The sequence below is a fragment of the Simiduia agarivorans SA1 = DSM 21679 genome (genome assembly GCF_000305785.2).
Taxonomy (GTDB): domain Bacteria; phylum Pseudomonadota; class Gammaproteobacteria; order Pseudomonadales; family Cellvibrionaceae; genus Simiduia; species Simiduia agarivorans.
The window spans coordinates 2,502,980-2,516,235 of the sequence record NC_018868.3 but is presented as its reverse complement, the minus strand read 5'-3'; the positions used below and the strand labels follow the sequence as shown (position 1 = coordinate 2,516,235).

The following is a 13,256-nucleotide window of genomic DNA, read 5'->3' as shown; positions in this document are numbered from 1 at the left end:
CAAGCGGCTTGGCGTTCAAATCCACGCGCTTAGTCGGTGTGCAGCCCGGTGATCTCGAAGCTCAGGCTGCGGACGATTTCCAGGTGGGTGTGGTCCTTGAGTACCTCGAGCGGCACCGGCGCAAAAGGCGAGGCATCGCGGATGATGCCGATCGCCGCGTCATCCAGCAGCCGGTAGCCGGACGGGGTGGTGACTTCCACCTTGTCGAGCCGGCCGTCGGGCAGGATGCGCACTGCCAGCGTGAGACGGCCGAAAATTTCCTTGCGCAGGGCTTCTTCGGGGAAGTTGCGGTTACCCACGAATTCCACCTTGTCGGTCCATTTCAGCAGGTAGGCTGCTTCCGGTGAGCTTTTGGTGGCCACCGAGGTGAGGTGGCGGATGCGCGGGCGTTTGGCGTATTGCTGGCGCTGACGGTCGATTTCCGCCATCAGGCTCGCGATTTCTGCATTGTAGTTGGTGCGTTCTTCCAGCTCACCTTCGCGCTGCTCCTGCTCGGGGGTGGGTTGCTCCTGGTTCAGGTTGGCTGAACGCGGGCTGGCACTGACGGTAGTGACAATCTGGTCATCCCGGCGCTCGCTGGGTTTGATCTGCCGTTGCTGGGGCAGCGGGTTGACCTCGTTGATGTTGGGGGCAAAGAACTCGGAGGACTGGTCCGTGGTCTGGGCCTTGGTGTCGTCAATGGTGCCTGAGCCCTCCTGGTTGTGCTGGGCCAGGAAGTCGGCTTTTTCAGGCTCAGTGGCGCTCTTGTGGTTGGCCAGGGTGATTTCCAGCGTGGGCATCAGGCCGCCCGCCGGGGTAAAGGTGAAGCCCACGCCGAATATCAGCAGGGCGTGTACCGCCAGGGCCACAAAAATCGTAAAGGTCAGTCGGTCGCCGGCAGTTTCGCGGGCGTGTTCCGGGGAAGCGGGTGCGGCCATAGCGGTCATTGCAGGCGTTTCTCGATGGCATCCATGAGCAGCCCGCCGATATCGGTGTTGAAGGCGGTATTGATCTCGCGCGCGCAAGTGGGGCTGGTGACGTTAATTTCGGTCAGGTGGTCGCCAATCACGTCCAGACCCACAAACAGCAGGCCCTTCGCGACCAGGGTGTCCGCCACCTGCGAGACGATCCAGCGATCCCGCTCGGTCAGCGGCTGTGCGCGTCCGGTGCCGCCGGCGGCCAGGTTGCCACGGGTTTCGCCCTGGGCGGGAATGCGCGCCAGGCAATAGTCCACCGGCACGCCATCGATCACCAGAATGCGCTTGTCACCGTCTTTGATGGCGGGCAGATAGGCTTGCGCCATAATGGTTTCGCGCCCGTGCCGGGTCAGGGTTTCGAGGATGACGCCGAGATTGGGATCGTCGGCTTTGACCCGGAATATGCCTGCGCCGCCCATGCCGTCGAGGGGCTTGAAGATCACATCCTGGTGCGTGGCGTGGAATGCACGCAATTGGGCATTGTTGCGGCTTACCAGCACCGGCGGGCAGCACTGGGGAAAGCGGGTGGCGAATACCTTTTCATTGCAGTCGCGCAGGGACTGGGGTTTGTTGACCACCAGCGCACCTTGGGTTTCGGCGGCCTCCAGGATGTAGGTGCTGTACACATATTCGCCGTCGAAGGGTGGATCCTTGCGCATCAGCAGCGCATCCAGATCGCCCAGCCGGTAATCGGTGGCGTCCGATAACTGGAACCAGTCGGCTTTTTTCAGGTGGGCATCGGCGTCCACCCGTATTTCCCGGCCGCGGCCCATGGCGATACCCTGGTCCAGCCAGAGATCACCTTGTTCAAACCCGATAACCTGCCAGCCGCGCGCCTGTGCAGCCTGCATCAGGACCAGGGTGGTGTCTTTTTTCGGGTTAAAACTGTGGATTGGATCCAGCACTATCCCCAGGCGTGTCATTGATAACCTCAAAATGGCAGTTAGTCGGGAATGATTGGAGCCTCTGATGCTCTCGCGGGCAGCATAGCGCTATCGGCTTTGAGCTTCCATAGACCAGCTCACGCTGAGGGCAAATTCCCATTTTATTCAGGCGCTTATAGCCTAAGCTTAACATCTGTGTTAAAACATCCAATCGGCAAAAGCCCCGTTTGCGGGCCGTCGGATGACAATCCGACTGCTAAGCTAAAGGAGATGACCTGCAAGGGCATCAATCCTTCCAAGCCAGCTTCAAAGTGGCATCCGGCTGGCCGATCAATGTGGTAGATAATAGCGAAAGGCAAAAGCATCTTATGGACGTCAATCTGGAAAGCCTGAAAGTCATGGTGATCGACGACAGTAAAACCATTCGTCGTACGGCAGAGACCCTGCTCAATAAAGCGGGTTGCACGGTCATCACGGCCACCGATGGCTTCGATGCACTGGCGAAAATTGCCGATACCCGGCCGGACATCATTTTTGTGGATATCATGATGCCGCGTCTGGATGGCTACCAAACCTGTGCGTTAATCAAGAACAACAGCGAATTCAAATCCACACCAGTGATTATGCTATCCAGCAAGGATGGCCTGTTTGACAAGGCCAAAGGCAGGATAGTGGGCTCGGATCAGTATCTGACCAAGCCCTTCTCCAAGACGGAACTGCTCGGTGCTATTACCGCCCACGTGGGGCAGGCAAAGGCATCCTGAAACCGGTAGCCAGCATATCGCCGGCTATTGACCCAAAAGTAGATAAAAAAAACAGATGTTCCCGGGGGACCTATGGCAAGAGTGCTAATCGTCGACGACTCACCAACCGAAACCTACAAGCTCACCAGCATCCTTGAAAAGAACGGCCACGCGGTCATTACCGCCGAAAACGGCGAACAGGGCGTGGCGGTTGCCAAAAAAGAGCGGCCCGACCTGGTGCTGATGGACATCGTGATGCCGGGTTTAAACGGCTTTCAGGCTACGCGCCAGCTGTCCAAAGCGGCCGAGACTGCACATATCCCGGTCATTATCGTGACCACCAAAGATCAGGAAACCGATCGGGTCTGGGGTATGCGCCAGGGCGCCAAGGCTTACCTCACTAAGCCGATCAGCGAAAAAACCCTGGTTCAGGCCATTGCCGAGGCAATGGCGTAACCCTAATCCAGGCGAAAAGGGGACGCCATGTCTGACGCCCAGGCGCAAAAATCCAATGCATTTCAGGCGCTGCTTGAGCTGGCCGGTCGGAGTAAGCACTTCGCCCGCGGTCTGCCCGCACAGGTTGCGATCAAGCCGCATTGGAGTGGAATTGGTTTTTCTCTCATGGGGCGCCGGTTTGTGGCGCCCATGGACGAAATCAGTGAAATGCTCGAAGTGCCGCCCTATACCCGTCTGCCCGGTGTACAGCCGTGGGTGAGAGGGGTGGCCAACGTGCGGGGCCGGTTGCTGCCATTGTTTGATCTGGCGGCATTTTTTGGTTCCAAAATTGCCAGCCAGCGCAAGCAGCGGCGGGTACTGATTCTCGACCGAGATGACATCTACTCCGGCCTGATCGTGGATCAGGTGTACGGAATGCAACACTTTCCCGTGGATACATTCAGCGACGACAAGGTCGATCTGCCCGAGGCACTGAGCCCCTTTGTTCAGGGTGCTTACCGTCAGGGCGAGAACCAATGGAATGTATTCAGTCCGGCGCACTTGGCGGTCGAGCCGCGTTTTATTAACGCAGCAGAAAGCTGAGTGCGGAAACTGTCGTCGTTTTTGGAAATACAAGCAGTAGCGCCTAGGCGCATCATTTTACACACGCAACGTTGGTCAGGAGCGTAGCATGAAAAACGAAAAAAGAGGCCTCGTCGCATCTTTGCGAGGCAACCCGGTGATGGGCGTCTTGGGCGCCGCACTGGTGGTTGTGGTCGTATTGATGGGTTTGAGTTTTTATCTGGTGCAGCAGAATACTGCCAAAGACCAGGGCTATTTGCAGCTTACCGCTGAATTACGCGCCTTGTCGTTCCAGGTAACCTCGCTGGCCCGTGAAGCTACCTCCGGTAACGAAGAGGCATTCCCCAGACTGGCCAGCGTAATCAATGAAATGGGCAGCATCTGGGATCGTTTGCGCGCATCCGACATTGATACCCGCACCGCCCTGGCTGAAGAATTTGCCGGTTTCGATGCCATCTGGCAAAGCGTGAAAGCCAACGCCAACGCGATTGTGACCAACAAAGACACGATCATCTTCCTGAATGACGTGGCCATTACCCTGAACGAATCGCTGCCTGAACTGCAGGCTGAGCACAACAACATTGTTGAGATCCTGCTCGAAAGCGATGCCCCTGCCGACCAGGTGTCGGTAGCCCAGATGCAGTCCTGGCGTGCGGAACGTATCGGACGAAACGTGGACAAGATGCTCCGGGGTGGTGGTGACGCAGACGTGGCCGCTGACCAGTTCAACCTCGACGCCAACTTGTTCGGTAAGGTACTGACCGGTATGAAAGGCGGCGACATTGCCATGGGAATCTCGCGTGTGACCGAGCCTGAAGCGGTTACCTCGCTGAATGAAATTTCCGAACTGTTCGAGTTCGTAAACTCGTCCATCCGGGAAATCTTCGAAGCGTCACCTGCGCTGTTTAAAGCCCGTCAGGCGACCAACCAGATTCTCGATGACTCGCCCCGCATGCTGGAAGCCTTGACCAACCTGGCCGACAAAATTGTGGTTAACGCCGGCGAGCGTCAGCCCAATAACCTGACCATCTCCATCCTCGGTCTGATTGGTGTGATCGCGATTATCCTGATCGGTCTGGAGTGGGCGAAAGGCACCCGTCAACGACTGCTGGTGGAAGAAGAAACCAACGAACGTAACCAGAACGCGATTTTGCGACTGCTGGACGAACTGGCTGACCTCGCAGACGGTGACCTGACCACCACTGCAACGGTAACCGAAGACTTCACCGGTGCAATTGCTGACTCGATCAACTTCACCATTGACCAACTGCGGGTACTGGTATCGCGAATCAACGAAACGGCGGTAAACGTATCCTCGGCCGCCCAGGAAACCCAGCAGACTGCACTGCATCTGGCCGAGGCCTCCGAGCACCAGGCGCAGGAAATTGCCGGTGCATCGGCGGCGGTAAACGAAATGGCGGTAACCATTGACCAGGTATCTGCCAACGCCGCCGAATCAGCCGCGGTAGCGGAGCGGTCGGTATCGATCGCGAGTAACGGCGCAAAAGTGGTACAGAACACCATCCACGGGATGGATACCATTCGTGAACAGATCCAGGACACCTCGAAGCGGATTAAGCGATTGGGTGAATCGTCACAGGAAATTGGTGACATCGTATCGCTGATTAACGACATTGCTGACCAAACCAACATTCTGGCACTTAACGCTGCGATCCAGGCCTCGATGGCCGGTGACGCAGGCCGGGGCTTCGCGGTGGTAGCGGACGAAGTACAGCGCCTTGCGGAACGTTCTGCTGCGGCTACCAAGCAGATTGAGGCGCTGGTTAAAACGATTCAGAACGATACCAACGAGGCGGTAATCTCGATGGAACAAACCACCGCGGAAGTGGTGCGCGGTGCTCGCCTGGCACAGGATGCGGGTGTGGCACTGGAAGAAATTGAAAACGTATCGTCGTCATTGGCGGAATTGATTCAGAACATTTCGAACGCTGCCCGTCAGCAGGCCTCATCGGCCGGTCACATTTCCAACACGATGAACGTGATTCAGGAAATTACCTCGCAAACGTCTGCCGGTACCTCAGCTACCGCCCAGTCGATTGGTACCCTGGCCGAAATGGCATTGGATCTGCGGGAATCGGTAGCGGGCTTCAAGCTGCCAGAAGAACTGAGCGAAGGCTACGGTGAAGCGGAAACTCTGACACTGGAAGAATCCGTGGATGAGATGGACGCTGAAGACGATGTATCTTTTGATCTGGATGGCGAGTTCAATGCAGAGCTCAGCAGTCTGGAAGACGAAGAAGCGCTGAACAAAGCGTAACGGTAGAGGCAAGTCGCTGTGGTGTGGTCTTTGCGGGAACTGCCTGAATTGTCGGAGGATGAATTCCAGCGCTGGAGTCAGCTGCTGGAAGATCGCACCGGCATCCAGATTGCTCCCCATCAGCGCGCGTTTTTGCAAACCCAGATTGGCGGGCGTATGCGCGAACTGGAATGCGATAGCTACAGCCACTACCTGACCCAGGTGGTCGATGGCTTGCAGGGTATGGTGGAGTGGTCGATTTTAGTGGATCGACTGGTGGTCAAAGAGACCAGTTTTTTCCGTCATCGCCCGTCTATCGAATTTGTTCGCCGGCTGGTGCAATCGCGCATCAATAATCAGGCACTCAATGGTAGTTTTGATGTCTGGAGCGTGGGCTGTGCCACCGGTGAAGAGCCTTATGCATTGGCTATGGCCATTAATGATTGCTTTGAACTGGCGGCGCTCGACCCCTATTTCGGTGTGACCGCCACCGATATCAGTTTGCAATCTCTGCAAAAAGCGCGCAAAGGCCTGTACCACCCCCGCAAGGTGGAGCAGGTCACCCGGGAGGAGCGCGCTCGCTACTTTATACCGGCAGACAAAGAGCTGCAGGTGGTGGAAAAAATTCGCGATAGGGTGTGCTTCAGCCACGGCAATGTTTTGGACGTGGCGCGCATGCCCCGGGTGATGATGGATGTGATTTTCTGTCAGAACCTGTTGATCTATTTCCGCCGTTGGCGCCGCCGGGAAGTGCTGAATGCACTGGTTGACCGGCTCAAGCCCAACGGTGTGTTGATAGTGGGGCTGGGTGAAATCACCGATTGGACCAACCCCAAAATCAAACGAGTCGCTGACGACGAAATTCAGGCCTACGTGCGCCTGCCCGAGGCGTAAGCCCGGAAGAACGAGAGGACGGCCCTTTGGGAGATAACCGTAATTTTGCAGCCCTCGATTGGGTAATCGGAGAAATTGGCGAAACTCTGCGCCAGGCGCGCCAAGCGCTTGAAGCCTGGGTTGAGAACGTCAAGGACGAAACGCGTATACGCTTTTGTCTGACCCATATCCATCAGGTCCATGGCTCCCTGAAAATGGTGGAGTTCTACGGTGCGGCCCTGATGGCCGAGGAAATGGAACAATTGGCGCAGGCGCTACTGGATGGCAAGGTCAAAAACCTGCCGGACGGTCAGGAAGTCCTGATGCGAGCCATCCTGCAGCTGCCACTGTATCTGGACCACATTAAGGCCAATCGCAAAGATCAGCCGGCAATTGTATTGCCGTTGCTGAACGATTTGCGCGCTGTGCGCGGTGAAACGTTACTGACCGAAACCCAGCTGTTTACGCCGGACATGTCTGCGGCTAAGCGCATTACTGGTGAGATGATTCCTGCCGCCCGCGATGCGGCACAGTTCACCGCCATGGTCGGCAAGCTTCGTCAGATGTACCAGATGGCAGCTGCCGGTGTAATTCGCGGCGTGAAGCCGGAAGAAAATCTTGGCTATATGCACAAGGTGTTTGCCCGCTTGCAGAAGTTGACCAGCGGCACCGCCCGTCAGCCGCTCTGGGAAATCGCCGTCGCCTTGGTTGAAGGGCTTCAGAACGACAGCATTGAAGCCAGTGTATCGGTTAAAAACCTGCTGCGTCAGCTCGATGTAGAAATGAAAGTGCTGGCCGTGTACGGCACCAAAGCGCTGAAAGCCGGCGCTTCCCATGAATTACTCAAAAACCTGCTGTATTACATCGCCCGCTCCGACTCCAATGCCGGCACCATCCGCTTGGTCAAGGCCAAGTACAAGCTGGAAGAAGCGCTGCCCAAAGAAAAATCCGACGAGTTGGAGCCAGAAGAGTTATTGAGCGGTGCAGACACCGACGCCATGCGCTCGGTTGTGGCAGCGATCAATGATGAGCTGGATATCATCAAGCACGCGATGGACATGTGTCTGTCCGGTGAGAACACCGGCGCCCATATTCAGGAAGCATTGCCGGTCCTGAAGCGTGTGGCGGACACCATGGCGGTACTGGGAATCGGCGCACTGCGCAACCAGGTGCTCGCGCAAACCACGATTCTCGAACGGGCACACGACGACAACACGACACTCACCCACGATGTGTTGATGGGCGTGGCCGGCGAAATTATTGATATTGAAAACGGTCTGCAGAATTTGCTGCGAACCGCTGGCGGTAAAGAAGATCAGGGCGGCGGTCGCGATCTGAATCTGGACGCGGCTCAGGAGCAAGTGTTACGTGAATGTCGCAATGGTCTGGAGCAGGCCAAAGATGCGGTCATCGAATATATCGCTTCGCAGTGGGATCGCTCGCATCTGGTCAATGTGCCGAGTTTATTGCGCGAGATCCGTGGTGGCCTGGAAATGGTGCCGCTGTCCCGACCCGCGAAAATTATCGGTGCGTGCGCACGGTTTATTGAAGAGCAGCTGCTGAACAGTGATGCAGCGCCCGAGTGGGCAACGTTAGACACATTGGCCGATGCCATTACCAGTGTTGAGTATTACCTCGAACGATTGGCCGGTGATCTGGACGAAGACGACGATCTGCTATTGAGCGTGGCAGAAGAAAGCGTCAGTGATCTGGGCTATGCAGTGGCGCCTACCAAGCCGAAAGCTGAACAGCCTGAACAACGTCATGATGCCGAAACGGTACTCAAGAAAATGGGCGGCGTTGAAGACGTCGACATGAACGTGCCGGTGCCAGAAACGGAACAGGACGAACCGGAATCGGTCGACGATATTGCAGAGCAACAGCCGGTGACGGTCGAAGCTGAAGCGCCAGTTGACAATTTCATTGAGCCCGATTCTGAGCCCAAATCTGAGCCTGAGCCTGAGCCTGAGCCGATTGAGGCGGATGACGACGTTGATGCAGACGAAGTGGCGTTTGAGGCACCGGTATCCGAGGCCGATGAAGCGTTTGAACAAGAACCAGTAGACGTCAATATTTCCGAGGCCGCGGCAGTACCGCCTGCGCCGCAAGTGGAAGAGGATGATGTCGATGAGGAAATCCGCGAGATTTTCATCGAGGAAGCCGAAGAAGTTCTGGAAACGATCCATGAATACTTCCCTCGCTGGAAAGAAGATTTCAATGATGCCGAATCACTGACCGAATTCCGTCGTGCTTTCCACACGTTGAAAGGCTCGGGCCGCATGGTGAAAGCCATGGACATTGGCGAACTGGCCTGGTCAATCGAGAATATGCTCAATCGCGTGATCGATGGCAGTGTCGAGCCCAACAGCATGCACGTGGATCTGATTGAGCGCGTCGTTGGCCTTGTGCCCGGCATGATTGAATCCTTCCGTACCCGCCAGCCCATGCCTGAGCCCGCGTTGGTGGCACAATACATGGAATGGGGCGAAGCCTTATCCAAAGGCAATATCCCCGCCGAATTGCTTGCCGGCGTGGAAGCCGAGAGTACCGAGCCCGAACCTGAGCCCGAGCAACCAGCGCCTGTATTGCACTTCGAAGAAGAGGATGATGACGGCGAACCGGACTCCATGTTGTGGGAGATTTTTGGTTCGGAGGCCAGCACCCATCTGGATGTGGTGGAAGCGTTCATTGCCGAGATGCAAGAGCAGTCTCCGCTCTACACGCCACCGTCTGAAGCAATGCAACGCGCGTTGCACACGCTCAAAGGCAGTGCGCACATGGCCGATGTGGCACCGATTGCTGAGCTGGCAACGCCACTTGAGCGTTTCGTCAAGGAGCTGCGTTCCTATCAGGTCAATATCGACGATGACATTCTGCAGTTGCTCATCGATGCAGTGGCCTATACCCGCGAGGCATTAGAAGAAATCGAAGCGGGTCGCACCGTGGAAATTCCGCGCCTTCAGCAATTCCTGGCGCGCGTTGCGGAACTGAAAGAACTCTCGGTTGGCCATTTGATCCGCCAACAGGAAGCTGAAGCGGCGGGCAAGAAGAAGGTCGATCCTCAGCTGCTGGCCATTTTCATGGCCGAAGAAATGAACCTGCTGCTGGAAGCGGACCAGATGCTCAACACCTGGCAGGCCAGCGGCATTAATGCCGATGAACTGTCGGCACTGAAAAACGAGTTGGCCAATCTGGAGCGCGGCGCGGAGCATGCCAACCTGGCGCAGATGAGCGGTTTGGCCGGTCAAATCCGCCAGGTTTACGATGGCGTCGGTGCCGGCCTGGTAGAGCTGAACGACTCGGGCTTCGCCCTGCTACATACGGGTCACGATGCCTTGCTGGATATGGTGGATGCAGTCGCCGCCGGCCAGAATTTGTTGCCTGTTGATGACGACATCATGGCTCGCCTGGTGGCACTCGCCCCCGTGGCCCTGGTGGGTGAAACACCCGCAGATCAGGTGCCGTCAGAATCCGAAGAGGATATCGTATTCACCCTGCCCGAAGCGGATGTCGAAAGTGAATCCGCATTGGCGGAGGTGTTGCCGGAAGATCAGCAGGAAGACGTCGAGACCATCGATCTCGGTGAAGAGATTGAGCTCAGTTTGCCTGACGTCACTGAACAAGAGCTCGAGCAGGAAGACGATCCCTCGCCCTTTAGCCTGGATACTGACATTGCCGACACGCCGGACCTGATTGTAGAGGACGTGCCTGTAGAGGACATGCCTGTAGAGGATGTATCGGTCATTGCGCAGCCGGAAGCGCAGAGCGAACCGGTTCAGTCGCCCACCGCATGGGATGCGATGAACGACTCGCTTGACAGTGATTTGCCGCTGCCGGAACTTGATCTGGAAGCCGAAGCCGAAGCCGAAGCCGAAGCCGAAGCCGAAGCCGAAGCCGAAGCCGAAGCCGAAGCCGAAGCCGAAGCCGAAGCCGAAGCCGAAGCCGCGCCGCTTATGGAAGACGCAGAGCTGGAGGCACTGGACGAAGATATCGACCCGGAAATCTTCGAAATTTTCCTCGAAGAAGCGGAAGAGTTGTTGGAAGAGATCGACATGGCCATCAATGGCTGGTCGGACAATTGGTCCAGCAATGAGCACCTCGAAGAACTCAAGCGGGTATTGCATACGCTGAAGGGTGGCGCACGTCTGGCCGGGCTTATGGGGCTCGGCAATGTGGCGCACGAGTTCGAAACCTACCTGATCAATCGGGAAAACGCCGGCACCGAACCTGATGAAAGTCTGTTCGAAACCATGCACGGTTATCAGGACCTGCTGCTGAACGGTACCGAAAAAGTCCGTCAGGCGGTGCACAGCTATGAGCCCGCCGGATTAGCGCAAGCCATGCGCGATATCGAGAAGGCTGCGGCGCAAGGCCTGGCGGATGTGTCCGCCAGCGAAGAAGCGAGCGCAGAACCGGCGGCAGATATTGAGCCGATTGAGCAGGACGACAATGAGGCGCCTGCACCCGAACCCGTGGCGAGTAATGTAACCGCCATGCCGGAAAAGCCGGCCGCTGAGGCTCGTCCTGCAACCAGCGCTGATGTGATTCCGTTTAACCCGCGTATGCCGGCGCCGTCGGTGGCGGGTAATAAAACCAGCAAAGATGTGACAACGCCTGCCCGCCCGGCAGCGCAGCTGGCGGTTAAACGCAACCAGCCACAGGAAGTGGTGAAGATCTCTGCGGATCTGCTGGAAGAATTGGTAAACCTGGCGGGTGAAACGTCGATCTCCCGAGGTCGGATGGAAGAACAGGTCAGTGAAATCGGTTTTGCCATCGATGAAATGGAAGCGACTATCAGTCGTTTGCAGGAGCAGTTGCGGCGCCTGGATATTGAAACCGAAGCGCAGATTATTTTCCGTCAGGAACAAATGGAAGAGATGGAAGATTTCGACCCGCTCGAAATGGACCGCTATTCCCAGTTGCAGCAGCTGTCGCGCTCGCTGATTGAGTCCGCATCTGACTTGCTGGATTTGAAGAGTACGCTGACAGATAAGACCCGCGATGCAGAAACCTTGTTGCTGCAACAATCGCGTATTAATACGGAATTGCAGGAAGGCCTTATGCGCTCGCGCATGGTGCCCTTCTCCCGCCTGGTGCCCCGACTGCGACGGATTGTTCGTCAGATTGCTGGTGAACTCGATAAACAGGTGAGTTTCGAACTGGAAAATGCCGAAGGCGAAATGGATCGTTCGGTGTTGGAACGCATGGTGGCGCCGCTGGAGCACATGCTGCGCAACGCGGTTGACCATGGTATCGAAGATGCCGCCGGTCGCAAGGCTGCCGGCAAGCCAGCCGAGGGCAGGATTGTCCTTGAACTTGGGCGCGAAGGCGGCGACGTGGTGCTGCGCCTGTCGGACGATGGCCGTGGCATTAATCTGGAAAGAGTAAAAGCCAAAGCCATTGAGCGTGGCCTGATGGCCGAAGACGCCAAATTATCAGACCAGGAAATCATGCAGTTTATTTTGTCTGCAGGTTTTTCCACGGCCGAAAAAGTTACCCAGATTTCTGGTCGCGGTGTGGGCATGGATGTGGTGCACTCCGAGATTAAACAACTCGGCGGCGCCATGTATATCGACTCGCGCTACGGCGAAGGTACCGAGTTTATTATTCGCCTGCCATTTACCGTGTCGGTCAACCGCGCGTTGATGATCATGATTGGCGACGACCGCTACGCGATTCCGTTGAATACCATTGAAGGTATTGTGCGGGTCAGTCCGTTTGAACTCGAACACTACTACCAGGATGCCGATGCCCGGTTTGAATACGCCGGCGAAAACTATCAGGTACGCTATCTGGGTAACATGCTGAACAAAGACCTGCGCCCTAAACTGGAAGGCCATGCGTTGCCGCTGCCGGTGATTCTGGTGCGCAGTTCCGAGCATTCTGTGGCCTTGCAGGTGGACACGCTCATGGGTTCACGTGAAATCGTGGTAAAAACCCTGGGTCAACAGTTCAGTGCGGTGCAGGGCCTGTCCGGTGCTACCGTCATGGGTGATGGTTCGGTAGTGGTGATTCTCGATCTGCATGCGATGATCCGTAAGGAAGCTGCACTCAGTTTGACGCAGGCGCAGTTGCTGGACGTGACGACTTCGCGTGCCTCGGCAGAAGAAGATGAAGCCAAATTGGTGATGGTGGTGGACGACTCGGTGACGGTTCGCAAAGTAACCACCCGCTTCCTCGAGCGCGAAGGCTATAACGTGATCACCGCCAAAGACGGCGCAGATGCCCTGCGGGTCTTGCAGGATGTGATTCCGGACGTGATGTTGCTCGACATCGAAATGCCCCGGATGGACGGCTTTGAAGTGGCGAAAAATATTCGCTCCTCCAGCCGCCTGAAAGACATTCCGATCATTATGATTACCTCGCGTACCGGTGAAAAACACCGAGAGCGCGCACTGGGTCTGGGCGTTAACAAGTACATGGGCAAGCCGTATCAGGAAGATGCCTTGCTGGCCAATATCCGTGATCTGAGTGGCGAAACGCTGCACTGAGGCAAAGGACCCGGGCGTTTCAGGGATGAATGAAA

8 protein-coding genes are annotated in these 13,256 nt (G+C 56.5%); 6 read left to right on the top strand and 2 right to left on the bottom strand.

Features of this window, described 5'->3' with window-relative positions:
• Nucleotides 1–29: 29 nt before the first annotated feature.
• Both M5M_RS11135 and gshB read right to left on the bottom strand, forming a co-directional pair.
• Complete coding sequence (locus M5M_RS11135; protein ID WP_015047595.1) at nt 30–926, bottom strand: energy transducer TonB; 897 nt, start codon at nt 924–926, stop codon at nt 30–32.
• Nucleotides 923–1,879 carry a glutathione synthase gene (gene gshB / locus M5M_RS11130; protein ID WP_015047594.1) on the bottom strand — a complete coding sequence of 319 codons (957 nt, stop codon included), beginning with the start codon at nt 1,877–1,879 and terminating at the stop codon, nt 923–925. Before gshB ends, M5M_RS11135 begins: the two co-directional genes overlap by 4 nt.
• 329 nt (nt 1,880–2,208) lie before the next feature.
• Here gshB and pilG point away from each other — a divergent pair, with 329 nt between their 5' ends.
• From pilG to M5M_RS11100, 6 genes are all read left to right on the top strand, one after another.
• On the top strand, nt 2,209–2,604 hold the full coding sequence (pilG, locus tag M5M_RS11125) for a twitching motility response regulator PilG (RefSeq protein WP_015047593.1): 396 nt from the start codon (nt 2,209–2,211) through the stop codon (nt 2,602–2,604).
• Between the two features lie 72 nt (nt 2,605–2,676).
• Entirely contained in the window at nt 2,677–3,039 is a 363-nt protein-coding gene (pilH, locus tag M5M_RS11120) for a twitching motility response regulator PilH (RefSeq protein ID WP_015047592.1), read from the top strand.
• A gap of 27 nt (nt 3,040–3,066) precedes the next feature.
• On the top strand, nt 3,067–3,621 hold the full coding sequence (locus tag M5M_RS11115) for a chemotaxis protein CheW (RefSeq protein ID WP_015047591.1): 555 nt from the start codon (nt 3,067–3,069) through the stop codon (nt 3,619–3,621).
• 88 nt (nt 3,622–3,709) lie between these two features.
• Nucleotides 3,710–5,878, top strand: coding sequence for a methyl-accepting chemotaxis protein (locus tag M5M_RS11110; protein ID WP_015047590.1), 2,169 nt, complete (start codon nt 3,710–3,712; stop codon nt 5,876–5,878).
• Between the two features lie 21 nt (nt 5,879–5,899).
• Nucleotides 5,900–6,751, top strand: a complete 852-nt coding sequence (locus tag M5M_RS11105) for a CheR family methyltransferase (protein ID WP_244431086.1) — start codon at nt 5,900–5,902, stop codon at nt 6,749–6,751.
• 26 nt (nt 6,752–6,777) lie between these two features.
• Nucleotides 6,778–13,221 carry an Hpt domain-containing protein gene (locus M5M_RS11100; protein WP_015047588.1) on the top strand — a complete coding sequence of 2,148 codons (6,444 nt, stop codon included), beginning with the start codon at nt 6,778–6,780 and terminating at the stop codon, nt 13,219–13,221.
• Nucleotides 13,222–13,256: the final 35 nt, after the last annotated feature.

What these genes read in the sequence shown, in the direction of transcription:
- M5M_RS11135 (WP_015047595.1), bottom strand. Translation starts at nt 926, where the DNA reads ATGACCGCTATGGCCGCACCCGCTTCCCCGGAACACGCCCGCGAAACT.
- gshB (WP_015047594.1), bottom strand. Translation starts at nt 1,879, where the DNA reads ATGACACGCCTGGGGATAGTGCTGGATCCAATCCACAGTTTTAACCCG.
- M5M_RS11110 (WP_015047590.1), top strand. Translation starts at nt 3,710, where the DNA reads ATGAAAAACGAAAAAAGAGGCCTCGTCGCATCTTTGCGAGGCAACCCG.
- pilH (WP_015047592.1), top strand. Translation starts at nt 2,677, where the DNA reads ATGGCAAGAGTGCTAATCGTCGACGACTCACCAACCGAAACCTACAAG.
- pilG (WP_015047593.1), top strand. Translation starts at nt 2,209, where the DNA reads ATGGACGTCAATCTGGAAAGCCTGAAAGTCATGGTGATCGACGACAGT.
- M5M_RS11115 (WP_015047591.1), top strand. Translation starts at nt 3,067, where the DNA reads ATGTCTGACGCCCAGGCGCAAAAATCCAATGCATTTCAGGCGCTGCTT.